The following is a 23,480-nucleotide window of genomic DNA, read 5'->3' as shown; positions in this document are numbered from 1 at the left end:
CGTCAGGTTCCCACACCGCGGGCGACGTCACCGAGGATCTGGGCCAGGTCGTCGGGCCGGGACCACATCGGCCAGTGGCTGGTCGGGAGGTCGATCCAGGTGATGTCGGAGACCTCGTCGAGCCCGGCGAGGAAGCTGTAGCCCTCGGCGGCGTACTTCCGGTAGTCCTCGGCGGTGAACGCCGTGCACACCACCGTCGACGGGACCGCCCGCCGGTCCTCGTTGGTGAACGACCACTCCTCGCGGAGCGCTGCTGCGGGCTGGGGCACGGCGCGTTCGCGGAACCGGTCGAGCTGCTCCTCGCTGATGCCGTCGAGGTTCTCGTCCAGCTCTTCCCAGGTCGGCGGGAGCGGCCACTCGTCGCCCTCGAAGTCGGGGTTGATGGCTCCCTTGCCCGGGGCCGTGTCGACGTAGACCATCGCGGCGACCTGATGAGGGATCTTGTCGGTCGCGGCGTAGCCGGACATGCCGGCGCCGCTGTGGACGGCGAGCACGACAGGAGTCCCGGCCTCGGTGACCGCCGCGCAGATCGCATCGACGTGGTCGGCGAAGCTGATGCCGGAGCGGTCGGCGTCGACCGAGTCGAGGCCGGGGAGGGTGACCGGACGGACGTCGTGCCCCTGCTCGCGCAGGCGGGCGGCGACCTCGTCCCACGCCCAAGCGCCGAGCCAGAATCCGGGGACCAGAACGATCGGTGGAGTCGTCATGGGACCACCGTAGGCAGGGCCACCGACAGTGCTCAGCGAGCGGTGGGCCGGCGCTCAGGCGGCTTGTCCGGGCAGCACGACGGGCGGGCAGTCACACCCGTCGCTGCAGGGGAGGAAGGTGTGGATGCCATGACCGCACGACGGGCAGGGCAGGTCGTGCGACAGATGGGCCACCCCCCTCCGGGTGGTCGCGGTTTCGGTCTCGTTCCACATGGTCGGCACCTCCTCTCCGGCTGATCGGCTTGTCAGGACCGATCGACGGGTCGGAGGCCGACGTGAGGAGTCGAGCGGGACCAAGGGTCCCTGTTTGCCCGGTTCGCCGGACGAGGCACCCCACGACGCCCTACCGTTCGACGAGGGAGTCGGTGCGCGACCACGGTCGTCGCGCGGGGGAACAGGTGGATCGATGGAGGGCGGCGACGGAGCGCGCAGTGGCGCGGTCACCGGCCGATGGGCGTTCGTGCGGACACCGCGCGCCTGCCGGGCCTGGGTGAGCGCCGCGTTCCTCTGCGCCCTCGTGCTGCCCTTGCTCCTCGTCGACCGGGGTCAGGGCCACACCGCGAAGGACGCCACCGTCACCGGCCTGGTCCTCATCGCCCTCTCCGTGCTCAACGTCGAGATCGGGCGCCTTCTCGAGGGCGGCATCTCGCAGAGCCAGCGGCCCCACAAGGGCCTGTCGGCCTGGGCCTTCGCCAGCGCGCTGCTCCTCCCCACGTGGTGGCTCCTCCCGGTCGTCGTGGTCACCTACGGGCACGCCTGGTGGCGCGGGCTACGGGCGCCGCCGTGGAAGTGGATCGGCTCGGCGGCGTACGTCGTCGTCGCCGCGCTGTCCGCCGCGGTGGTGGCGCACGCAGTCATCGGCAACCATCACGACCTCATGCACGGGACCGGGCTGGTCGGGCTGATCGGCGTCGTCGCCGCTGCCGCGACGTTCCTCGCCGTCGAGACCGTGCTCTTCCACGGCAGCGCCTACCTCAACGTTCCCGAGGACGAGGTATGGCTGCGCCAGACCCTGCGGAGCCCGTCGTTCTACCTCACCGAGGCGGGGGTCCTGCTCGTCGGCGGACTGTCCGCGGCGATCTGGACCGGGGGCGGCTGGTTCATCGTCCTGCTGGCTCCGGTCTACGTCCTCACCCAGCGCGCCGCCCTCCACGAGCCGCTGCGGGAACGTGCAGAGCACGACGAGAAGACCGGCACCCTGCGGTTCGAGTCGTGGCGTCGGCTGGCGATGGCCGGAGCCGATCGGTGCCACCGCCGCGAGCAGCCGTGGTGCGTCCTCTTCGCCGATCTCGACCACTTCAAGACCTTCAACGATCTCTGGGGCCACCTCGTCGGCGACGACGCCCTGGCGGCCGTCGCCGCGGCCATCCGCGCCGAGCTGCGCAACGACGACGTCCTCGGCCGCTTCGGTGGCGAGGAGTTCTGCGTCCTCCTTCCCGACGTCGCGATCGAGGACGCCACCGGGATCGCCGAGCGGATCCGGGCCGGCGTCGCGGCGATCGACGTCCCGGGCGGTGGCCCGATCACGATCAGCATCGGCCTCGGCGCCGTGACCCCCGAGGACGGCCAGATCGACTTCGTCTCCGCTCTCACGGCCGCCGACCGCGCTCTCTTCCTGGCCAAGCACGAGGGACGGAACCGGACGCACCTCGTCCTCGTCGACGCCTGAGGCTCCGATCGCCGGGTCGGCTAGCCCCTTCTGACCATGCGGTCACTGCCCGCGAGCAGGACGTTGTCCTGGGGTCCGCAGGCGCAGCATGGAAGGACACACCCGAGGGGGCGAGGGCAATGGCAGCAGGATCTTCGTACGACGCAGGGCCGGCCGGAGGGCCGGGAGGACTGGCAGGCGACTGCTTCTTCCCGACGTGCGACGGCGAGCCGGTGACCGAGACGGGCATGTGCGACCTGCACCGGCGCGTCGGCATCTCGCGGACGGGTTCCTGGCTCGAAGCCAGCTGATCCCGACGGGGCAGCGCCTCGTCTACGCTGCCGGGCATGGCGACGCCCGTCCGGTTCGCGAGCAGCAGCGGTCCCTTGCTGGCCGGCCTCATCGACGAGCCGGCCGGCCCGGCGCGGGGGTGGGGGCTGTTCGTCCACGGCCTCACGCTCGGCAAGGACTGCCCGGCCGCCTCGCGGATCTGCAAGCAGCTGGCCGCCGACGGGATCGGGATGCTCCGGTACGACAACCTGGGGCTCGCGGACTCCGACGGCGACTGGGGCGACGGGTCGTTCACCCAGAAGGTCGCCGACACCGTGCTGGCGGCGCGGTTCATGGCCGAGCGCGGCACGCCGATCGACCTGCTCGTGGGTCACTCGCTGGGCGGTGCCGCCGCGCTGGCCGCCGCACGCGACGCTCACGCCCGCGCAGTCGTCACGGTGGGAGCCCCGATCGAGCCCGGCCACGCCGAGCAGCAGTACGACGCGCTCGTCGACCGCGTCCTGGAGGACGGCCAGGCCGAGTGGCTGGTCGGCGGCAAGGCGCTGACGCTGCGACGCTCGTTCGTCGAGGACATGCGGGGTGCCGACCTCCGCGAGTCGATCAGGGGCCTGCACCGGCCCCTCCTCGTCATGCACTCACCGACCGACAACACGGTGGGCATCGCCAACGCCAGCGAGATCTTCCGGACCGCACGGCACCCCCGCAGCTTCGTCTCGCTCGAGGGCTCCGACCACCTGCTCACGGCCCGGGGTCAGGCCCAGCGCGCCGGGCGGATCATCTCGGCCTGGGCCGACCAGTACCTCGTCGACTAGCGCCACACCCGGCGCGCCGTGTCGGTCGTCCGTGGCACGATCGGTGCGTGAGCACCCGCGACGCCGACGACCAGCGGCTGCGTGACCTGGCGCTGCTGCGCAAGGTCAAGGACCGGATCGACCGGGACTACGCGCAGCCTCTCGACGTCGCCGCGCTCGCCCGGGGCGTGGGGATGTCGTCGGGCCACCTCAGCCGCCAGTTCAAGGAGGCCTACGGCGAGCCGCCGTACTCCTACCTGATGACGCGCCGGATCGAGCGGGCGATGACCTTGCTGCGGCGCGGCGACCTGAGCGTCACCGACGTCTGCTTCGCCGTGGGCTGCTCCTCGCTCGGCACCTTCAGCACCCGCTTCACCGAGCTGGTCGGCGTCTCGCCCAGCGTCTATCGCGACGATCCCGAGCGCTCGACCGAGGGCATGATCGCCTGCGTCGCGAAGAAGGTGACCCGACCGGTGCGCCGTCCGGCCTGAGATCCGCCCACGGTCGGAGGACAAACCTCCGCCGGACCGCAAGGATGACGGACCATGAGCGATCTCCAGGGCCGTACCTTCGTCGTCACCGGCGCCAACACCGGGATCGGCAAGGAGACGGCGCGCGGTCTCGCCGGCCGCGGGGCGCGGGTGGTCATCGCCGGCCGGTCGGAGGACCGGACCCGCGCCGCGATGAAGGAGATCGCCGACAGCACCGGCAACACCGACCTCGACTACGTCCCGCTCGACCTCGGCGACCTGGCGTCGGTGCGCGCCGCAGCTGCGACCCTCCTCGCGAGCGGCGAGCCGCTGCACGTGCTCATCAACAACGCCGGTCTCGCCGGGGCCCGTGGGATGTCGGCCAGCGGGTTCGAGCTCGCCTTCGGGACCAACCACGTCGGCACGTTCCTGCTCACCGAGCTGCTGCGCGACCGCATCGTCGCCAGTGGCCCCGGCCGGATCGTCAACGTCGCCAGCACCGGTCACTTCCGCGCGAAGGGCATCGACTGGGACGCGATCCGCCAGCCGTCCGTGACCCGCACCGCGTTCGACGAGTACTGCGTGTCCAAGCTCGCCAACGTCCTGCACGCCCAGGAGCTCGGCCGGCGGCTCGAGGGGACCGGCGTCACGACGTACTCGCTCCACCCCGGGACCATCGCCTCCGACGTGTGGCGGGAGGTCCCCATCGGGCTGCGTCAGGTGATGAAGCTGATGATGAAGTCGCCGGCCCAGGGCGCACGTACGTCGCTGTACTGCGCCACGTCGCCCGACGTCGCGACGCACACCGGCCGCTACTACGACAACCGGCGTGAGAAGACCCCGTCGAAGGTCGCGACTCCCGAGCTCGCCGCGGAGCTGTGGACCCGCAGCGAGGAGTGGGTCAAGGAGTCCTGACCAGGACCTCCGGGGCGAGGTCGGCGATCGTCCGGTAACCGTTGAGGCCCATCGTCAGGTCGGCCTCCGCGAGCAGGCACTGGAGCACGTGGTGGGCGCCGGCCGCGCCGCCGAGCGTGATGCCCCAGCCGTAGGGCCGGCCGATCCCGACCGCGGTCGCGCCCAGCGCGAGCGCCTTGACCACGTCGACCCCGGTCCGGACTCCGGAGTCGAAGAGGACCGGCATCCCGTCGGCCGCGGCGACCACTCCGGGCAGGAAGTCGATCGCCGGTGCGCTGGCCGCCTGGCGTCCTCCGTGGTTCGAGCAGTAGATCCCGTCCACGCCGCCGTCCTTGGCCCGGCGGACGTCGTCGGGGTGGCAGATCCCCTTGAGCAGCAGCGGCAGGTCCGTGAGGCCGCGCAGCCACGGCAGGTCGTCCCAGGACAGCGCCGGGCTGCCGAAGGTGAGTGCCCAGGCGATCGTCGCCGCGCCCGGGTCCTCCTCGGGCGTCTGCTCCAGCCGGCTGCGGAAGACCGGGTCGCTGAAGTAGTTCGCCAGGCACTTGCCCTGGAGCTGCGGCATGGCCGCGTGATGGAGGTCCCGCGGCCGCCAGCCCAGGCTCCAGGTGTCGAGCGTGACGACGATGCCGGCGTAGCCGGCGGCCTCGGCGCGGCGCACGAAGCTCTCCGCGAGCTCGCGGTCGTTGGGGGTGTAGAGCTGGTAGAAGCCCGGGGTCTCGCCGAGCTCGGCCGCGACGTCCTCCATCGGGTCCTGCATGAGGGTCGAGATCACCGCCGGCACGCCGGACACGGCGGCTGCCCGGGCGACCTCGAGATCGCCGTGCTGGCTCTCGTGCATGATCCCGACGACGCCGATCGGCGCCATGAACAGGGGAGTGGGGTAGGTCCGTCCGAACAGCTCGACCGAGAGGTCCCGCTCGGCAGCACCCGACAGCATCCGGGGATAGAGACCCCATCGGTGGAAAGCGGTGCTGTTGGCGTTCTGGGTGTGCTCGTCGCCCGCGCCGCCGGCGACGTAGTCGAGGAGGACCGGGTCGAGCACCTCCGCCGCCGCGGCGGCCAAGCCGTCGTACGACACGGGGAACGGGGGCTTCACACCACTCAGCCCGCCGAGGTAGATGCCGAGGTTGAAGTCGGAGAAGTTGGCCATGCGCGCATGATGCCGCACGACCGTCCGCGGCCGAGACCGATCAGGAATCGAGAAGCGCGGGGCTGGTGCGCGCCCGTAGGTTCCTGGCCATGGAGATCAAGATCCACAGCAGCTTCCTGCCGCACCTCGACGCGGAGGAGTCAATGAGGTTCTACCGCGACACGATGGGTTTCGAGGTCCGGATGGACGTCGGCTACAACGACATGCGCTGGGTGACGGTCGGTCCGCCGGGACAACCGGACACCAACATCGTGCTCCACCCGCCCACCGCGACCCCGGGCCTCACCGACGCGGAGAAGCAGACGCTCCGTGAGCTCATGGCGAAGGGCACCTACTTCGGGATCAATCTCTCCACCGACGACGTCGACGCGACGTTCGACCTCCTTCAGTCGCGCGGAGCCGAGGTGGCGCAGGAGCCGATCGACCAGCCGTACGGCGTCCGCGACTGCGCGTTCCGCGACCCGGCCGGCAACGAGATCAAGATCCAGCAGACCGCCTGACGGCGGCATCCGGTAGGAATTCCCCCATGGCCACCCCCGCAGCCGACAGCCACGACCTGATCCGCGTCCAGGGCGCCCGCGAGAACAACCTCAAGGACGTCTCCATCGAGCTCCCGAAGCGTCGCCTGACCGTCTTCACCGGCGTGTCCGGGTCCGGCAAGAGCTCGCTCGTCTTCTCCACGATCGCCGCCGAGTCCCAGCGCCTCATCAACGAGACCTACTCGACGTTCGTCCAGGGGTTCATGCCCACGCTCAACCGCGCCGACTACGACGCCCTCGAGGGCATCACGCCCGCGATCGTCGTCGACCAGGAGCGGATGGGCGCCAACGCGCGCTCGACGGTCGGCACCGTGACCGACGCCAACGCGATGCTGCGCGTGCTGTTCTCCCGGCTCGGCACGCCCTTCATCGGCCCGCCGACAGCGTTCTCCTTCAACGTGCCGACCCGCAAGGCCAGCGGCGTGATGCAGACCGAGAAGGCCGGCGGCAAGGTCGAGAAGAACGTCGTCCGGCAGGCGATCTACCTCGGCGGCATGTGTGCCGAGTGCGAGGGCCGGGGCACCGTCTCCGACCTCGACCTGGCCGCGATCATCGACGAGAGCAAGACGCTCGAGGAGGGAGCGATCCTCGTCCCGGGCTACACCGCGGACGGGTGGATGGTCGCGCCGTACAAGGAGGTCGTGCCGCCGGACGTGCCGATCGCGAAGTTCACCGCTGCCCAGCGCGAGGAGCTCCTCTACGCCGATCAGCGCAAGGTGAAGGTCGAGAAGATCAACATCACCTACGAGGGCCTGATCCCCAAGATCCGGAAGTCGATGTTCAGCAAGGACGTCGACTCGCTGCAGCCACACATCAAGGCCTTCGTCGAGCGGGCGGCGGTCTTCCAGTCGTGTGCCGCGTGCGCCGGGACCCGTCTCAACGAGTCGGCCCGGTCCTCGACCATCAGGGGCAAGCACATCGGCGAGGTCTGCGCGATGCAGATCACCGACGCGGCGGAGTGGCTGCGCGGTATCGACGACCCCGGGGTCGCGCCGCTCATCGCCAACCTGCTGCACCTGTTCGACTCGTTCGTCGAGATCGGGCTCGGGTACCTCTCGCTCAACCGCCCGTCCGGCACCCTGTCGGGCGGTGAGGCACAGCGGACCAAGATGATCCGGCACCTCGGCTCGGCGCTCACCGACGTGACGTACGTCTTCGACGAGCCGACCGTGGGCCTCCACCCGCACGACATCGAGCGGATGAACAAGCTGCTCGGCGACCTGCGCGACAAGGGCAACACGGTCCTCGTGGTGGAGCACAAGCCCGAGACGATCGCCGTCGCAGACCACGTCGTCGACCTCGGTCCCGGCGCCGGTACGGCGGGTGGCGCGGTCTGCTTCGAGGGCACGGTCGATGGCCTCCGCAAGAGTGGCACCCTGACCGGCGACCACCTCGACCACCGAGCGCGCCTCAAGGAGTCGGTGCGGGAGCGGACCGGGGTCGTCGAGATCCGCGGTGCCAGCACCCACAACCTCCGCGACGTCGACGTCGACGTCCCGCTCGGCGTCCTGTGCGTGGTGACCGGCGTGGCCGGGTCGGGCAAGAGCTCGCTCATCCACGGCGCGATGGCGCCGTCGGCCGAGGTCGTGGTGGTGGACCAGAGCGCGATCAAGGGGTCGCGCCGGAGCAACCCGGCGACCTACACGGGGCTGCTCGAGCCGATCCGCAAGGCGTTCGCCAAGGCCAACGGGGTCAAGCCGGCGCTGTTCTCGTCCAACTCCGAGGGCGCCTGCGAGTCCTGCAACGGGAACGGGATGATCTACACCGAGCTCAGCTTCATGGAGACCGTCGCGACCCTGTGCGAGGACTGCGGCGGCAAGCGCTTCCAGGCCGACGTGCTCGAGCTGCGGTTCGGCGGGCTCAACATCGCCGAGGTGCTCGACCTCCCGGTCGCCGAGGCGCACGCGTTCTTCGCCGACGGCGAGGCGAAGACGCCGGCAGCGTCAGCGATCCTCGGACGGATGGAGGACGTCGGCCTCGGTTATGTCAAGCTGGGTCAGCCGCTCAACACCCTGTCCGGGGGAGAGCGGCAGCGCCTCAAGCTCGCCATGCACCTCTCGGAGAAGGGTGGCACCTACGTCCTGGACGAGCCGACGAGCGGCCTCCACCTCGCCGACGTCGACAACCTGCTGGCGCTGCTCGACCGGCTCGTCGACGCCGGCAAGTCGGTGATCGTGATCGAGCACCACCAGGCGGTCATGGCCCACGCCGACTGGATCATCGACCTGGGCCCGGGAGCCGGGCACGACGGCGGCAGGATCGTCTTCGAGGGCACGCCGGCCGACCTCGTCGCGCAGCGCTCGACGCTGACGGGGGAGCACCTCGCGGAGTATGTCGGCGGGTGACGGCATGCTGGGTGGCATGAGCCGAACAGTGCAGTTCACCTTCGACGCGCACGATCCTCGGGGGCTCTCGTCGTTCTGGCGCGACGTCCTCGGCTACGTCCACCCGACGCCGCCCGGAGTCACCCTGGAGCCTGGAGCCGACCCGCTCGCCGCCTGGGACGACTTCCTCGAGCAGGCGGGTGTCCCCGAGGAGCGACGCAACACGGCGTCGGCGATCGAGGACCCCGACGGCATCGGCCCGCGCGTCTTCTTCCAGCAGGTGCCGGAGGGCAAGGTCGCCAAGAACCGGGTCCACCTCGACGTCCGGGCCGCGCCCGGGCTGGAGGGGGAGGAGCGGATGGTGGCGCTCGAGGCGGAGTGCGAGCGACTGGTCGCGCTGGGCGCGTCCCGGCTCGAACGGTTCGAGCCGGCGCTGCCGATGGGCAGCGGTCACATCGTGATGGCGGACCCGGAGGGCAACGAGTTCTGCCTCGACTGACCTGGTTAGGTTCGTCGCCATGACCCTGTCTCAACAGCTCCTCGCGAAGAAGACCCGTCCCGCCGTCGTGGCCGACCTCGTCGCCGTCGTCAAGGACGAGGTCAAGGCCAAGAAGGGCTTCTCCGGCACCGCGATCAAAGCGGGTTACGGAGCCGCGACCAAGATCGTCCCCGACCTCGTCGAGCGCGTCGTACGGCGGCTGCTGCCCGAGTTCGCCGCTGCGCTCGACCCCTTCTGGATCGACTTCGCGGCGGCCGGTGGCGGGGACTTCGGGGCGGCCCTCGACGCTCGGGGGCCGGAAGTCGCCACCGCACTGCTGGGCGTGACCGACGCCAAGGTCGAGGGGAGCGGGCGCGAGCCGATCAAGAAGGCCTACCGCGCCCTGCGCGGCAAGGCCGACACCCACGTCCAGGCGGCGCTGCCGCGGCTCGGGAAGGCCCTCCAGAAGCACGCGACGATCGCCTGACGAGGCGGCTGCCCGCCTCCTCGTCCCCTGTGCGACACACCGGGCTGGCTAGACCAGCCCGGTGTGTCGTTTGTTCATTTGTCAATCCCTAAAGTAGATTGGATCTGTCAACATACAAAGTTTGTTTGTTTAACCGTTAAAGGGAACGCCTGTCATGTGGATCCTCGCCGCCTTCGCGCTCGCCGGAGGCCTCGCCCAGTTCATCGACGGCACCCTCGGCATGGGGTTCGGCGTCACGTCGGCCACCGTGCTGCTCTACATGGGCGTCGCACCGGTCACCGCCAGCGCCGCCACGCACGCCGCCAAGCTGCCGACGACGCTCATCAGCGGTCTGTCGCACTGGCGTGAGGGCAACGTCGACAACAAGATCCTGCTGCGCGTCGCCGTGCCCGGAGCCATCGGCGGCTTCCTCGGCGCGGTTGTCCTGACCAACATCAGCCTGGAGTCGGCCAAGGGCTGGATGGCCGGGCTGCTCCTCTTCTTCGGCGCCCTGATCTTCACCCGTTTCGCGTTCGGCAAGCGCCTCATCCCGACGCCCAAGAACGGCAGCAGCGCCCGCTGGCTCTCGCCGATCGGCCTGCTCGGCGGGTTCGTCGACGCCACCGGCGGCGGTGGCTGGGGCCCGGTCGTCACGCCCAGCCTCATGACGATCACCGAGCACGAGCCGCGCAAGGTCGTCGGCACCACCAACGCGGCGGAGTTCGTCGTCGCGGTCTCCGTCTCCACCGGATTCCTCACCGGTGCGGCCCAGCACGGCATCCCGTGGCTGCCGGTCCTCGGCCTGGTCATCGGCGGCGTCATCATGGCGCCGATCGCCGCCCGTCTGGCCGGTCGCCTCCCGCACCGCCCGATGGGCACGCTCGTCGGCGGTCTGGTGATCCTCGTCAACGGCATCACGATCATCAAGGCGCTCGGCGGCATCCCGCTGTGGGCCGACTGGAGCCTGTTCGCGGTGGCCATCGTCGTCCCGTCCGTCTTCGCCTGGCGCGCCTGGCAGGCCGAGAAGGCCGAGAAGGCGGCCGGAGCCGGACAGCCGGTCACGGGGGAGCATGCCCCTGCCGCTCCCAGTGAGGTCTGAGGGTCCGATCCCTCAGGTCGTCGCCGGGTACGGCGGCAGGACGCAGAACTCGTTGCCCGACGGATCCAGGTAGGAACGCCAGGGGAGATCTCCCCAGTCGGTCATCAGTCGGGTCCCGCCGCGGGCCACGATCGCAGCCTCGACCTCGTCCGCCGTGTCGTCGAGGGGCTCGAGGCGGACGTCGAGGTGCAACCAGTTCTTGTCCGGGCCCTTGGCGGCCTGCTCCGGGACCAGCTCGAGCAGCGGACCGCGCAGTGACGGGTGGCGCAGCGACCTCGGCGTGACGTCCGGGGCGTCGACCCAGCCCGTCAGCCACGACCAGAACGCGGCGTCGCGGTCCGGGTCGGCGCTGTGCCACCGGACCGCAGCGATCGGCCCGGTTCCGACGTACGACGACCGCACGTCCGCGACGCCGTACGGGTTGCCCTCGGGGTCGGCGAGCCGCTGGACGGTGTCGCCGAGGTCACCGAGGACCGCCAGGTGGATCCGAGTTCTGTCAGAGCGATTCTCAGCGACCTGCTGGAAACACAGATCGATCTCCGGGCCGCCATCGACACGCAGACGCGTCTCGTAGATGCCGTCGTCGTCGGTGAGCGTCTCGCCGGCGACGACGCCCTCCCAGAACCGCCCGAGTCGCTGCGGGTCGGTCGCGTCGAAGACCAGGTTCTCGAGGAACATGGCGCCCACCGTACGGTCCCCGCACGGGGAGGTCTGAACGTTATGTCAGGTCGACGAAGTCACTGCGCGAACGGCAGGTCGCTGTAGAAGACGAGCAGCGGCGGATACTGCCCGTGCGGTCGCATCGGTCGCTCGTGCTCAGGGACGACGTGCTGCAACGTCAGTCCCTGCTTCTCCCACTTGTTCAGTGCGGCCTGGAAGCAGTCAGCACGGGAAGCCTTGTCGTTCCCCAGGATGACGGCGCCGGCCTTCTCGACATCCAGTGCGGTCAGGACGGTGTAGGGCACGGCGTCATCCAACCATGTATCCGGACCTGTTCTCAGTACGCCGATAAGTTACATTATGTCAGTTAGTACGGATCCCCCGCCGTCGATCGTTGTGCAAATCCCGTGCAGCAGGCAGGGCTGGTCCCTAGTCTGCGGTCATGCCTCGTCAACGGCCGCAGCCGTGGCGCCACCTCGACCCGAGCCTGCTGGAGCTCGTCGTCATGTCGCCCGACGACATGGACGCGATCGTCGACGACATCGCCGTCGAGGTCTCGCGGCAGGCGGCGTCCGAACGGATCATCGACCCCAGCCCGCGGGACCTCGCGCGGATGCGCTCGATCGCCCTGGCCGTGCTCACCGAGCTCTTCCGGGAGCTGGGGAACCCCGACGGCGAGACGAACCGCAGCGTGTTCCGCGAGCAGGGCCGTCTCCACCAGCAGCTGGGGGGCTCCGTCGAGGAGCTCGTCGGCTACTACGAGCTGGCCGGGATGGGGTTCTGGCGCACGATGCTCGCGGCCATCCCGGTGGAGAGCCTGCCGGTCGCGGTGGTCTCCACCGTGAGCGAGGCCCTGCTGAGCTTCATCACCGACGTGATCGCGTCGACGGTGGGTGGCTTCGTCGACGCCAACACCGAGTCCGCGAGCGGGCTCCAGGCCATGCGGGACCGGCTGCTGGAGATCCTGCTGGGCGATCCCCCGCCCGACCCGGCGATGCTGGTCGCGTCCTCACGAGCCGCCCAGTGGACGCCGCCCGCGCGGGTCGCCGTCGGTGTTGTCGAGGCGCCGTTGGACGGACGCCCGGAGAGTCTTCGGTACAGCTCGGTGCTGTCGGGCAGCCGCCGGGGTCACACCGTGTTCGTCGTTCCCGCGGACGACGTCGACCAGCACCTGCGCGCGCTCGGCCGCACCGAGGGGCCGAGGGTGGCCCTCGGGCCGGTGGTCGACCTGGCCGAGGCCCGCGCGAGCCTGAAGGTGGCGAGCAGCCTGATGCGGCTGGCCAAACGGCGGGGCGACCCGGAGGGAGCCGTCCTCACCCTGGACGGCAACGAGCTCGACCTGCTGGTCGCCGGTCAGGAGGCCGTCACGAACCGGATGGCAGGAAGCGTCCTCGCGCCGCTCGACGCGCTCGAGGAGGAGCGGCGGACCGTCCTCCTGGAGACGTTGGCGGCCTGGCTCAACCGTCCCGACCAACCCTCCGCCGTGGCGAAGGACCTGCACATCCACGTCCAGACCGTCCGCTACCGGCTCCGCCAGCTCCGCGAGCTCCTCGGTGACGCGGTCGACGACCCGACGCAGCGTGCCCGGCTCCTCCTCGCCGTCCGCGCTCGCCAGCTGTTCGCCGTGACGCCCGAGGGATAGCGGTCCCCCGCCCGTCAGGCAGGCTGCGGGCCGGTCGTCTCCGAGGGATCGGAGTCGATGATCACGGCGACGAGGCGGTCGACGGCGATCTGGGTGTAGCCGGCCTGGAGCGCCGACTGGTCGCTGACGCCGCTGACGCCGACCGTGATGACGTTCTTGCCGATCCGCACGTAGGTCTGGTGCAGGGTGAGGTCGTACGACGTCCCCGCGCTGTCGGTGACCGTGCCGGCCGCCGTCACGTTGACCTGGTCGTCGGTGGCGTCGCTCAGGACCGTGTCGTCGGACGTGACCGTCAGGTCCCACGTGTACCCCTCCCCGTCGGTCCCGGTCACCGAGGTGCAGGCGCTGAGGGCGGCGCTCAGGTCGTCGAACGCCTGGGCGACGGCGTTCCCGTCGCTGTAGGACGACGCCCCGCTGTGGACCGACGGCTCGCCGTCGTCGCCGAAGTCGTACTCGACGTCCCGCTCGGCCACCTCGATCGCGTCGAGGCCGTCACTGATGGTCTCGATCTCGCCGAAGCACCCCGGCGCACCGCTCTCGACGTCGGACTCGACCGGACCGCCGGTCCAGCCCTCCCCCAGGTTCTCGGGCGTGAGGACGACGACGTCGAGCTGCTCCTGCGTGAGTGCGGGCCCGGAGTCGTCGGGGCTGTCGGACCCGTCGGTGGGCCCGGGAGTGGTGACGTCGGCGGTGACCACGACGGTCTCGGTCTCCTGTGCTGCGCTGTCTCCCCCGTCGTCGCCGCACCCGACGGCGAGCAGAGCGACCAGGGCCAGTGAGCCGGCAGCGGCGAGACAGCGGCGAGGACGGACGTGCGACAAGGGGAACCTCCAGCTAGACGGGACCCCCCGGATGCTTCCACCACCCCCACCCCCCAACCCTCGCCCGGCCAGGAATCGTCCTCAGGAACGATCGGTCACGACGCCGTCAGGGATGTCAGCAGCGTCGGGTCATGGACCAGTTCCACGAGCGAACCGCTCTCCACGAACGCCGCAGCGACAACATTGCCGCTCTCGACACCGAACACCGTCTCGCGAGCACTGACCATGCCGCCTCCGGGCAGGAACAGCCGTACGACCCGCTCGACGCGGAGGTCCTCTGCCGGAGCGGCGCCGACGTCGACCGGCGCGATAGCGGTGTACTTCCCCGGGCCGGCCTCGGGAAGCGCGACAGACACCCACGTCTCGATGACCTCGACCCCGTCGCCGGTCTCCCGCTCGCTGCACGCGACGAGCGAGGTCGTGGCGTCCGGACACCCCGCCGACGGCCCGTCGTTCCTCGAGGCTGCGCTCGCGACGTAGAGGCGGAACTCGCGGTTGTTTCCGATCCGCGACAGGACGAAGGCTGACTGCACCCGTGCATCGCCGGACTGAGGAACATGAGACACCCCGTCGTCAGCGAGCGCGACCACTCTCAGGCGGCCCATCCGGGCGGACCGCACGTCGTCCACCAGCGCCGCTGCCATGGCATCAAGCCCATGGGAGTCCAGTGCGACGACCTGCGGCCGCGTACCGGTGCGGCTCGGCTGTGCCTCGGTGGTTGCCACGCCGGCAATGACGAGTGAGGCCGCGAGAATGAGGAGACCCGCACCGCTCAGGCGGCTCGATGTAGATGCGGACCTGGGGCTAGGAATTTCGGACATGACGGACTGCTCCTGGGAAGTTGGAGAGGGAACTGGATCGGGTCACGGATACGCCGGGTTGTCCTTCCACACCCCCGGTTCCGCGACCTGCCAGCAGTCGATGCCGTCGTTGGTCCAGCAGAGGACTGTGCGCGCCCGCGCGATCTTCGTCCCACTCGACGTCTCGAATCCGCCGCCGCCACCACCGTTCTGGCCGTCACTGCATCCCGAAGTGTCGAGAGCCTTGTAGGGCGTGAAGCCCCATGAATCCGTTCCGGTCTTGTCGATGAGGAGGTAGTAGGACGTCCCGACGCCATCGGCGTACCTGTCGAAGTCCCAGGTGGCTGCGATGGCTGCGACCGGCACCAGGTGCGGTGTAAGCGCTGAAACTGCGATGACGAAGGCGACGACTGTGGCGACGCCAGGCACACGGATCCTCGAAGTCATGCTCTATGGACGTGCGGTCGCCCCGGATCCTTACGCCACTCTTGAGAAATGTTCTCGGGGCGGTTGCTGCCAACTGCCCCGGCACCCTCGAAACAGGTCCACCTGGCCCGTCCGTCGTACGACCTCACCTGGTCGAGATCTTCCAGCCCGCCGCCCGGACTTGACATAACGCAGGCCGCGGCCCCTCCCCTCCCCCTCAGAGGGCTTGGAGCCGCGGGAGGACCTCGGCGCAGACCTGCTCGGTCCACGCGGCCGGGTCGTCGCCGCGCGGGGTGAGCGTGACGAGGGTGATCCCGAGCGCGGCGTACGACGCCATCTCGGTGACGAACGCGTCGGGGTCGGCGAGCGGGTCGGTGGCGACGATCATCGTCTTGCGGATCGCGTCGTAGTCGGTGCCCTCGGTCGCGCAGTGGCCGCGGAGGACCTCGAGCTTGTGCTGCATCAGCTCGGGCGAGGAACCGAAGATGTTGCACCACTGGGCGTAGCGGGCGACGAAGCGCAGGGTCTTCTGCTCCCCCGCTCCCCCGATCATGATCGGCGGGTGCGGCCGGGCAAGCGGCGGCGGGACGCAGACGGTCTCGGCGAGCTGGTAGTGCTCACCGGCGAACGGACCCTCGTCGGGACCCCACATCTGGAGGCAGATCCGCAGCGACTCCTCCAACCGCTCGAACCGCTCGGCGGTCGGCGGGAACGGGACCCCCAGCCCGACGTGCTCGCGCTCGTACCACCCGGCCCCGAGCCCCAGCAGCGCCCGGCCGCCGGACAGCCGGTCGAGCGTCGTCACGGTCTTCGCGAGCAGCCCCGGGTGCCGGTAGGTGCCACCGGTGACGAGCACGCTCAGCCGGATCCGCGACGTCAGCGCGGCGACGTGCGCCAGGGTCGTGTACGCCTCGAGCATCGGCTCCGACGGCCCGCCGAGGTTCTCCATCTGGAACCAGTGGTCCATGACGGTGAACAGCTCGGCTCCCCCGGCCTCCGCGGCCTGCGCGGTCGCCACCACCTGCTCGGTGAGGCTGGTCTCCCAACCGGGGAAGGTGAAGCTCGCCTGGTGCACTCCGATTTCCACATCGCCACCGTACGACGGCCCCCAACCGACGTCCCCCTACGATGCCCGTCATGCGCGCACGATCCCTCGCCCGTCCCGTCGCGGCGGCCGCCTCCCTCGTCCTCGCCCTCGCGCTCGCCGGCTGCGGTGACGATGACGGGGACGACGCGGCCCGCGACGACGGCCCGTGCTCCTACGTCGAGGACGGCACGATGGCGGACACCGAGCTGCCCCCGGCGACCCCGGCGAGCACCGGGGACGTCGGGGTGACGATGACGACGTCGATCGGCGAGTTCCACCTGACGCTCGACGGTGCGCGCACCCCCTGCACGACCAACTCGATGGAGTTCCTCGTCGAGGACGGCTTCTTCGACGGCACCTCGTGCCACCGGATGTCGGTGAGCCCGGGCTTCGAGCTCATCCAGTGCGGCGACCCGACGGGCACCGGGGCCGGTGGACCCGGCTACACCATCCCCGCGGAGTTCGACGGCACCGAGACCTACCCCGCCGGCACCCTCGCGATGGCGCGGTCGAGCGCTCCCGACAGCGGCGGCTCGCAGTTCTTCATCTGCTTCGGCGACGTCCAGCTGACGCCGGAGTACACGGTCTTCGGCACCGTCGACCAGGCGACGATGGACGTGATCCGCGAGGCCGCGAAGACGGGCGTCACGCCGGTGTCGAGCATGGGCGACGGCACGCCGAACACGCCGATCGTCATCGAGAGCGCGACCCTCGACTGAGCAGCGACCGGGCGGTTCAGCCGAGCGGGAAGGTGACCCCGCTCAGCTTCTCCGAGACCTCCCAGAGCCGCCGACCGAGCTCGGCGTCACGGGCCGACCTCGATCGCCGTGCCGCCGACGGCCAGCCGTGCATCTCCAGCCTGCCGTGCGGACCGATGTAGGTGTCGCCGGGGATGTCCATCGTGGCGGCGTAGACCGTGCAGAGTGCGCCGCGCCAAGCGGGCATGCTCACCAGCTTGGCGCCGTGGTAGCCCACCCAGGTGAGGACCGGGTTGCCCGAGCCGCTGGTGATGTGCGTCGAGGACGCGCCGGGGTGGGCGCCCACTGCCCGGACGTCCGAGCCGGCCGCCGTGAGCCGCTGGTGGAGCTCGGTCATGAACAGCAGGTTGGCCAGCTTGGACTGCCCATAGGCCGCGAACGCCTTGTAGGGGCGGCGGTCCCACACCAGGTCCTCGAGGTCGATCTCACCGCGCCGGTGCTCGCGGGACCCGGTCACCACCACCCGGTCGCGGAGGGCGGGGAGCAGCAGGTTCGTGAGCGCGAAGTGACCGAGGTGGTTGGTCGCGAAGTGGGTCTCGATCCCGTCGCCGGTGAGCCCGAGCGGCGCGCCCAGCACGCCCGCGTTGTTGACGAGCACGTCGAGGCCGTCGTGGTCGGCGAGGAAGTCGGCTGCGAACGCGCGGACCGACGACAGGTCCGCCACGTCGAGGCGACGGACGACGACCCGGCCGGCGTCGTACCCGGGGACCTGGCGGGCGGCCTCCTCACCCTTCTCGAGGTTGCGGCACGCCATCACGATCTCTGCGCCCCGGGATCCGAGGATCCGCGCGGCCTGGAAGCCGACGCCGCTGTTGGCACCGGTGATGACGAACCTTCGCCCGGACTGGGGCGGCACGGAAGTCCACGGTCGCATGGCACGAATGCTAGGGGGCAGGCCCCCCTCCGGGACGGGAGGACGGCGTTCGTCCGTCGCGGCGGCGCCCGCTTCCCCGGTTTCGACGGACCCTGCTGATTGACTGGTTCCATCATGGAAACCATCGCTCTTCTCCTCCTCGGTCTGGTGATCGGCACGGTCGTCGGCTGGGTCCTTCGTGCTCGTACGACGCCGGTCCCGGCGGTCGCCGGCGAGCCGCCGGAGGTCATGGCGGCCCGCCATGAAGCGGCCCTCGCGGAGCTGCGTCACCAGGAGGGCCAGGCTCGGAGCGAGGTGCTGCGGCGCGAGGCCGAGGCGCGCGCAGAGATCCAGGCCGACCTGGCGGCGGCGCAGGCGAGCGTCGAGGAGCTGCGGCACGCGCTCGACGCAGCGCGGACCCAGCACCGGGAGCTCCTCAGCCAGCACCGCACGGCCCAGGCGGAGCGGGAGAAGGCCGAGTCGGGCCAGACCCAGGTGCTCAAGACCCTCACCCCGGTCGTGGAGCACCTGCGCACGATGCAGCGCAAGGTCGACGACCTCGAGAAGTCGCGGGTCGCCCAGCACGCCGAGCTCGCGACCCAGATCAAGCACACCCAGCGCTCGGTCGAGGAGTCCCGCAAGGCGGCCGACACGCTGTCGTCGGTCCTCAAGAACAATGCGGTCCGGGGCGCCTGGGGCGAGACCCAGCTGCGGACCCTGGTCGAGTCCGCGGGCCTCCTCAACCGGGTCGACTTCGAGCTCCAGGCGTCGGTCGACTCCGACTCGGGGGCCCGGCGCCCCGACATGGTGATCAACCTCCCCGGCGGCAAGCAGATGGCCATCGACGCCAAGGCGCCCTACAACTCGTTCATGGACGCCCAGCGCGACGGCATCGAGCCGGAGCTCCGCCAGCGGCTGCTGGTCGACCACGCCAAGAAGGTGCGCGGCCACGTGGACACCCTGTCCCGCAAGGGCTACTGGACCGGGCTCGCGGTGAGCCCCGAGTTCACGGTCGCCTTCATCCCCAACGAACAGCTCCTCAACGCGGCGCTCGACGTCGACCCGTCGCTGATGGAGCACGCGTTCGGCCAGGGCGTCGTGCTGGCGACACCGACCAACCTCTGGGGGATGCTCAAGACGGTGGCGTTCACCTGGAAGCAGGAGGCGCTGACCGAGGACGCCCAGGCCCTCTTCGAGCTCGGTCAGGTCCTCTACCGGCGGATCCTCAAGCTCGCCGAGCACGTCGACAAGCTGGGCCGCTCGATCCAGCGCAGCGTCAAGGACTACAACACCTTCACGGGCTCGCTCGAGCGTTCCGTCCTGCCGGCAGCGCGCAAGCTCAACGCGGCCGAGCCGCTCGAGCAGCTCCCCGCACCGGCGCCGATCGAGGAGGCGCCCCGCGCTCTGACCAGCGGCGACTTCGAGGTCGTCGCAGACCTGGAGCGCGACGAGCTTCCCCTCGAGTGGAACAGGATCGACGCCGTCGACGCGGAGATCGTGGAGCAGGACCGCGACGCCGGTTGATACGTTCGGCCGCATGGCCGAGGTCGATCCCGCCTTTCTCGCACTCCCCTTCCGCCGGCTCGGGGAGGTGGCCCTCGCCCGGGCCGCTGATCTCGGTGCCGGCCACGCCGACTTCCGCTTCGAGCGGATCCGTTCGCAGCGCATCCTCGTCCGGGACGGCTCCCCCCAGGGAGTCGCCGACGCGGAGACGGTGGGCTTCGCCGTCCGGGTCGTGCACCGGGGCGCGTGGGGCTTCGCGGCCGGCGTCGTGCTGACTGAGGAGGAGGCGCGCCGGGTCGCGGAGACCGCGATCGCCGTCGCCGAGGTCGCCGCCACGATGACCACGACGCCGGTGGTCCTCGCGCCGGAGCCGGTCCATGACGACGTGACCTGGGTGTCGTCCTACGTGATCGACCCCTTCGCAGTGGCCACCGCCGACAAGACCGCCGTGCTGGCCGACTGGACGGTGCGGCTGTGCCGTGGCGCCGCCGTCGACCACGCCAGCGCCTCGCTCCTCGCCGTGCTCGAGAACAAGTACTACGCGGACCTCGCCGGCACCCGGACGACCCAGCAGCGGGTACGCCTCCAGCCCGGGTTCGAGGCGATGGGCGGGACCTCGGAGGTGTTCGACTCGATGGCGAGCATCGCGCCGCCGTCCGGTCGCGGGTGGGAGTACGTCGTGGGCGACGGGCCCGACGCGTGGGACTGGGACGCCGAGCTCGCCGAGGTCCCCGACCTGCTCGCCGACAAGCTCAAGGCGCCGTCTGTGGAAGCGGGTCGCTACGACCTGGTGATCCACCCGTCCAACCTGTGGCTCACGATCCACGAGTCGATCGGCCACGCGACCGAGCTCGACCGGGCGCTCGGCTACGAGGCCAACTACGCCGGCACCAGCTTCGCGACACCGGACCAGGTCGGCGTCCTGCGCTACGGCAGCCCGGTCATGCACGTGACGGGCGACCGCACGGTCGAGCACGGGCTCGCCACGATCGGCTACGACGACGACGGCGTGGCGACCCAGGAATGGGACATCGTCCGCGACGGCACGCTCGTCGGCTTCCAGCTCGACCGCCCGATGGCCGCGCTCATGCCCGAGCTGAGCGTCGACGGGGACGGCCGCTCCAACGGCTGCGCGTACGCCGACTCCCCCGGCCACATCCCCATCCAGCGCATGGCCAACGTCTCCCTCCAGCCCGCGGCCGACGGACCGAGCACCGAAGACCTCATCGGCAGGGTCGAGCGCGGCCTCTACGTCGTCGGCGACAAGTCCTGGTCGATCGACATGCAGCGCTTCAACTTCCAGTTCACCGGTCAGCGGTTCTTCGCGATCGCCGACGGCCGTCTGGCCGGCCAGGTCCGCGACGTGGCCTACCAGGCGACGACGACGGACTTCTGGGGGTCGATGGAGGCGGTCGGCGGACCGGAGACCTGGCTGCTCGGCGGCGCCTTCAACTGCGGGAAGGCCCAACCAGGTCAGGTGGCCGCGGTCAGCCACGGGTGTCCGTCTGCGTTGTTCCGCGACGTCCGGATCCTCAACACGACGCAGGAGGGAGGCCAGTGACGACCACACCACAGGACCTGGTCGAGCACGCACTGGCGTCCTCGACCTCCGACGACTGCATCGTCATCGTCCGCGACACGACCAGCGCGAACCTCCGCTGGGCCAACAACACGCTGACGACCAACGGCCAGATGTCGCGGTGCAGCGTGACGGTCGTGGCGTTCGTCGGGTCGGGAGACGGCGTCGCGGCGGCCTCCACGAGTGGCAGTGCCACCACCCGCGAGGAGGTGGGGAAGGTCGTCCTCGCCGCGGACGCGGCGGCGCGGCTCGCGGCACCGGCCGAGGACGCCAACCCGCTCGTCCGGGACCGGGCGTCCTCCGACTGGGACGACCCGTCCGTGCCGACCGACATCGGGGTCTTCTCCGAGGTCGCGCCGGCGCTGGGCGCCGCGTTCCGTCGGGCGGCGGCGAGCGACCGGGTCCTCTACGGGTTCGTCGACCACGCGGTCACGACGACCTACCTCGGCTCCAGCACCGGCCTGCGGCTGCGCCACGTCCAGCCGACCGGTCACCTCGCCTGCACGGCCAAGGACGCGGCCCTGACGACGAGCGCCTGGCTCGGCGCGTCCACCACCGACTTCTCCGACATCGACCCGCTGGCCATCGACGACGAGCTGGCGCAGCGACTCGGCTGGGCGCAGCGCCGAGTGGACCTGCCGGCCGGCCGCTACGACACGATCCTCCCGCCCACCGCTGTGGCCGACCTCATGGTCGACACCTACTGGTACGCCGGAGCCCGCGACGCGTGGGAGGGCCAGTCGGTCTACAGCCAGCGTCCGACCGGCACCCGGATCGGCCAGCGGATCACCGCCCCGGGCGTCCGGCTGTTCTCCGACCCGCTCGCAGCCGGGGTGGCGTGCGCGCCGTTCACCGTCGTGGGCGCCTCCGACTCCGAGAGCTCGGTGTTCGACAACGGGTGGGCGCTCGGCGCGACCGACTGGGTCCGCGACGGCGAGCTCCGCTCCCTCGTCCAGACCCGGCAGACCGCGACGCTGACCTCGCAGCCGGCGACGCCGTACATCGACAACCTGCTGCTGACGGTCGACTCCGGCGCCGGCACCATCGACGACCTGGTCGCCACGACCGAGCGCGGGCTCCTGCTCACCTCGCTGTGGTACATCCGTCTGGTCGACCCGCAGAGCCTGCTCCTCACCGGGCTCACGCGCGACGGGGTCTACCTCGTCGAGGACGGCGAGATCAGCGGCGCCGTCAACAACTTCCGGTGGAACGAGAGCCCGATCGACCTGCTCGGCCGGTTCACCGCCGCGTCGGCGACGACCCGCAGCTTCAGTCGCGAGTGGGGCGCCGACTACTTCCCCCGGACGGCGACGCCTGCGCTCCGCATCCCCGACTTCAACATGTCGAGCGTCTCCCAGGCGATGTGAGGCGCCGCGCCGGGCGACACGCCCGAGCGTCCCATCCGTCCGGGGAGCGGCTCCGAACCAGGGGGCACCACTCATCTCTTTTCGGAGGTCTCACATGCGTGTCCGCAAACCCACTCCCGCGTTCGCCGTCGCTGTCGGTGCCCTGGTCGTCTCGCTCGGCGGTACGTCGTACGCCGTCGCCCAGATCGGCTCGGCCGACATCAAGGACGACACCATCCGGTCGCGCGACCTGCGGGACGGCGGGGTCCGTGCCGTGGACCTGGCACCTGGCGCGATCGAGGCGGGACCCGAGGGTCCCGCCGGCCCACCGGGACCTGAGGGCGTCGGCCGCTGGGTCCTCATCAACGCCGACGGAAGCATCGAGGCACAGTCCGGCGGGTTCACCGTCGCGGCCGCCTACGTGACCCTCCCCAACACGGCTCCGGCACCGGGCGACAACTCGCTGCGGGCCGCGGGCAACGTCTACATCAACGCCGGCGAGGACCTCAGCGACAACGCCGTGATCGCCACCATCGCCCTGCAGAACCAGCTCGACCAGAACGGCGACGGCATCATGAACGGCCGTGCGCCCGGACCGGACAGCAACCCGGAGTTCTCCGGTGAGATCTCCGCGTCGGTCTGCGGGGTCGCGATGATCACCGCCTGCGCCCCGCCGGACACCAACGCGACCACGCACTTCGTGGTCAGCCCGCGCAACAGCGACGGGACGGTCACCCTGCCCGGCGCCCGCAAGCGCTTCTTCGTGGTGATCACCGGCGACTCCTCGGACCTCGCCGGATCCTGATCTGCCCGACGTGACCGGCCGCGGGGGGCCTAGACGCCCGGCATCCCCCGCGGCTTGTCACGTCCCGAGCCGGCCACGTCGACCGCGCGCTTGAGGTTGACGAGTGCCGAGACCGACGCCGAGCCGATCGGCCCGAGCCGGTCGAACACCTCCACGGTGCCGACCGCGACACCGTCGGCGGCGACGTGGTCGACCGCCCGCAGTCCGAGCGAGGTCGACTCCGGCAGCCGCGCGAGCGCGAGGCTGATGTCGGTGTTGATGTGTTCGACCCCGGCCGCGCCCCAGTTGGTCACCAGGCTCGCGGCGTCGGCGACGGGCGCCG

The 23,480-nt window shown here is 70.6% G+C and carries 24 protein-coding genes and 1 pseudogene; 15 read left to right on the top strand and 10 right to left on the bottom strand.

The features are described from left to right. Positions 1-2 precede the first annotated feature (2 nt). On the bottom strand, positions 3-707 hold the full coding sequence (locus H0487_RS02195; protein WP_183092592.1) for an alpha/beta fold hydrolase: 705 nt from the start codon (positions 705-707) through the stop codon (positions 3-5). Positions 708-1,113: 406 nt separating this feature from the next. Between H0487_RS02195 and H0487_RS02190 the strand changes: the two genes are divergently transcribed. The 4 genes from H0487_RS02190 to H0487_RS02170 all read left to right on the top strand — a co-directional run bounded on the left by H0487_RS02190 (position 1,114) and on the right by H0487_RS02170 (position 4,822). After that, entirely contained in the window at positions 1,114-2,376 is a 1,263-nt protein-coding gene (locus H0487_RS02190; RefSeq protein WP_183092591.1) for a GGDEF domain-containing protein, read from the top strand. Positions 2,377-2,702: 326 nt separating this feature from the next. Further along, positions 2,703-3,458, top strand: coding sequence for an alpha/beta hydrolase family protein (locus H0487_RS02180; protein WP_183092589.1), 756 nt, complete (start codon positions 2,703-2,705; stop codon positions 3,456-3,458). A 47-nt stretch (positions 3,459-3,505) separates the two neighbouring features. Continuing rightward, the gene (locus H0487_RS23090; RefSeq protein ID WP_183092588.1) at positions 3,506-3,928 is read left to right on the top strand and encodes a helix-turn-helix transcriptional regulator; all 423 of its coding nucleotides are present in this window, start codon (positions 3,506-3,508) and stop codon (positions 3,926-3,928) included. Between the two features lie 54 nt (positions 3,929-3,982). Next, on the top strand, positions 3,983-4,822 hold the full coding sequence (locus tag H0487_RS02170; RefSeq protein WP_183092587.1) for an SDR family oxidoreductase: 840 nt from the start codon (positions 3,983-3,985) through the stop codon (positions 4,820-4,822). Here H0487_RS02170 and H0487_RS02165 read toward each other — a convergent pair. After that, complete coding sequence (locus H0487_RS02165) at positions 4,809-5,972, bottom strand: alpha-hydroxy-acid oxidizing protein (RefSeq protein ID WP_183092586.1); 1,164 nt, start codon at positions 5,970-5,972, stop codon at positions 4,809-4,811. The two genes, H0487_RS02170 and H0487_RS02165, sit on opposite strands and share 14 nt — an antisense overlap. 89 nt (positions 5,973-6,061) lie before the next feature. On the opposite strand from H0487_RS02165, the gene H0487_RS02160 reads away from it, so the two are divergent. From H0487_RS02160 to H0487_RS02140, 5 genes are all read left to right on the top strand, one after another. Beyond that, positions 6,062-6,472, top strand: coding sequence for a VOC family protein (locus H0487_RS02160; protein WP_183092585.1), 411 nt, complete (start codon positions 6,062-6,064; stop codon positions 6,470-6,472). Positions 6,473-6,498: 26 nt separating this feature from the next. Continuing rightward, entirely contained in the window at positions 6,499-8,856 is a 2,358-nt protein-coding gene (locus H0487_RS02155) for an ATP-binding cassette domain-containing protein (protein WP_183092584.1), read from the top strand. 16 nt (positions 8,857-8,872) lie between these two features. Beyond that, positions 8,873-9,334, top strand: a complete 462-nt coding sequence (locus H0487_RS02150; RefSeq protein ID WP_183092583.1) for a VOC family protein — start codon at positions 8,873-8,875, stop codon at positions 9,332-9,334. Between the two features lie 19 nt (positions 9,335-9,353). Further along, positions 9,354-9,800: a DUF6918 family protein gene (locus tag H0487_RS02145; protein ID WP_183092582.1), complete on the top strand. Its 447-nt coding sequence runs from the start codon at positions 9,354-9,356 to the stop codon at positions 9,798-9,800. Between the two features lie 154 nt (positions 9,801-9,954). Next, on the top strand, positions 9,955-10,878 hold the full coding sequence (locus tag H0487_RS02140; protein ID WP_183092581.1) for a sulfite exporter TauE/SafE family protein: 924 nt from the start codon (positions 9,955-9,957) through the stop codon (positions 10,876-10,878). A 12-nt stretch (positions 10,879-10,890) separates the two neighbouring features. On the opposite strand, the gene H0487_RS02135 is transcribed toward H0487_RS02140, so the two are convergent. Together H0487_RS02135 and H0487_RS02130 are read right to left on the bottom strand one after the other, a co-directional pair. Further along, complete coding sequence (locus H0487_RS02135) at positions 10,891-11,556, bottom strand: VOC family protein (RefSeq protein WP_183092580.1); 666 nt, start codon at positions 11,554-11,556, stop codon at positions 10,891-10,893. Positions 11,557-11,615: 59 nt separating this feature from the next. Beyond that, entirely contained in the window at positions 11,616-11,843 is a 228-nt protein-coding gene (locus H0487_RS02130; protein ID WP_183092579.1) for a hypothetical protein, read from the bottom strand. A gap of 137 nt (positions 11,844-11,980) precedes the next feature. Between H0487_RS02130 and H0487_RS02125 the strand changes: the two genes are divergently transcribed. Then, positions 11,981-13,180, top strand: coding sequence for a PucR family transcriptional regulator (locus tag H0487_RS02125; protein ID WP_183092578.1), 1,200 nt, complete (start codon positions 11,981-11,983; stop codon positions 13,178-13,180). A gap of 14 nt (positions 13,181-13,194) precedes the next feature. Here the strand turns inward: H0487_RS02125 and H0487_RS02120 are convergent, their stop codons facing one another. From H0487_RS02120 to H0487_RS02105, 4 genes are all read right to left on the bottom strand, one after another. Next, complete coding sequence (locus tag H0487_RS02120) at positions 13,195-14,001, bottom strand: hypothetical protein (RefSeq protein WP_183092577.1); 807 nt, start codon at positions 13,999-14,001, stop codon at positions 13,195-13,197. Positions 14,002-14,096: 95 nt separating this feature from the next. Beyond that, complete coding sequence (locus tag H0487_RS02115) at positions 14,097-14,645, bottom strand: hypothetical protein (protein WP_183092576.1); 549 nt, start codon at positions 14,643-14,645, stop codon at positions 14,097-14,099. Between the two features lie 219 nt (positions 14,646-14,864). Continuing rightward, positions 14,865-15,167 carry a hypothetical protein gene (locus H0487_RS02110; protein WP_183092575.1) on the bottom strand — a complete coding sequence of 101 codons (303 nt, stop codon included), beginning with the start codon at positions 15,165-15,167 and terminating at the stop codon, positions 14,865-14,867. 277 nt (positions 15,168-15,444) lie between these two features. Further along, entirely contained in the window at positions 15,445-16,314 is an 870-nt protein-coding gene (locus H0487_RS02105) for an LLM class F420-dependent oxidoreductase (protein ID WP_183092574.1), read from the bottom strand. 50 nt (positions 16,315-16,364) lie between these two features. Here H0487_RS02105 and H0487_RS02100 point away from each other — a divergent pair, with 50 nt between their 5' ends. Beyond that, positions 16,365-17,033 (top strand): peptidylprolyl isomerase, encoded by a 669-nt coding sequence (locus tag H0487_RS02100; protein ID WP_183092573.1) that lies wholly within the window; start codon positions 16,365-16,367, stop codon positions 17,031-17,033. A gap of 16 nt (positions 17,034-17,049) precedes the next feature. On the opposite strand, the gene H0487_RS02095 is transcribed toward H0487_RS02100, so the two are convergent. Further along, entirely contained in the window at positions 17,050-17,946 is an 897-nt protein-coding gene (locus H0487_RS02095) for an oxidoreductase (protein WP_183092572.1), read from the bottom strand. A 114-nt stretch (positions 17,947-18,060) separates the two neighbouring features. Here H0487_RS02095 and H0487_RS02090 point away from each other — a divergent pair, with 114 nt between their 5' ends. The 4 genes from H0487_RS02090 (at position 18,061) to H0487_RS02075 (ending at position 23,158) form a co-directional block, all read left to right on the top strand. Beyond that, complete coding sequence (locus tag H0487_RS02090; protein WP_183092571.1) at positions 18,061-19,449, top strand: DNA recombination protein RmuC; 1,389 nt, start codon at positions 18,061-18,063, stop codon at positions 19,447-19,449. Positions 19,450-19,462: 13 nt separating this feature from the next. Beyond that, entirely contained in the window at positions 19,463-20,989 is a 1,527-nt protein-coding gene (locus H0487_RS02085) for a TldD/PmbA family protein (RefSeq protein WP_183092570.1), read from the top strand. Then, the gene (locus H0487_RS02080; RefSeq protein ID WP_183092569.1) at positions 20,986-22,374 is read left to right on the top strand and encodes a metallopeptidase TldD-related protein; all 1,389 of its coding nucleotides are present in this window, start codon (positions 20,986-20,988) and stop codon (positions 22,372-22,374) included. The genes H0487_RS02085 and H0487_RS02080 overlap by 4 nt, the downstream gene beginning before the upstream one ends. Positions 22,375-22,468: 94 nt before the next feature. Then, positions 22,469-23,158, top strand: coding sequence for a hypothetical protein (locus tag H0487_RS02075; RefSeq protein WP_183092568.1), 690 nt, complete (start codon positions 22,469-22,471; stop codon positions 23,156-23,158). A gap of 29 nt (positions 23,159-23,187) precedes the next feature. Here H0487_RS02075 and H0487_RS02070 read toward each other — a convergent pair. Next, positions 23,188-23,480, bottom strand: a pseudogene (locus H0487_RS02070) (hypothetical protein); the annotation flags it as partial.

Source organism: Nocardioides stalactiti, assembly GCF_014180715.1.
Lineage (GTDB): Bacteria > Actinomycetota > Actinomycetes > Propionibacteriales > Nocardioidaceae > Nocardioides > Nocardioides stalactiti.
Note: the sequence above shows the minus strand (reverse complement) of the source record. Positions and strands in the feature narration are given on the sequence as shown.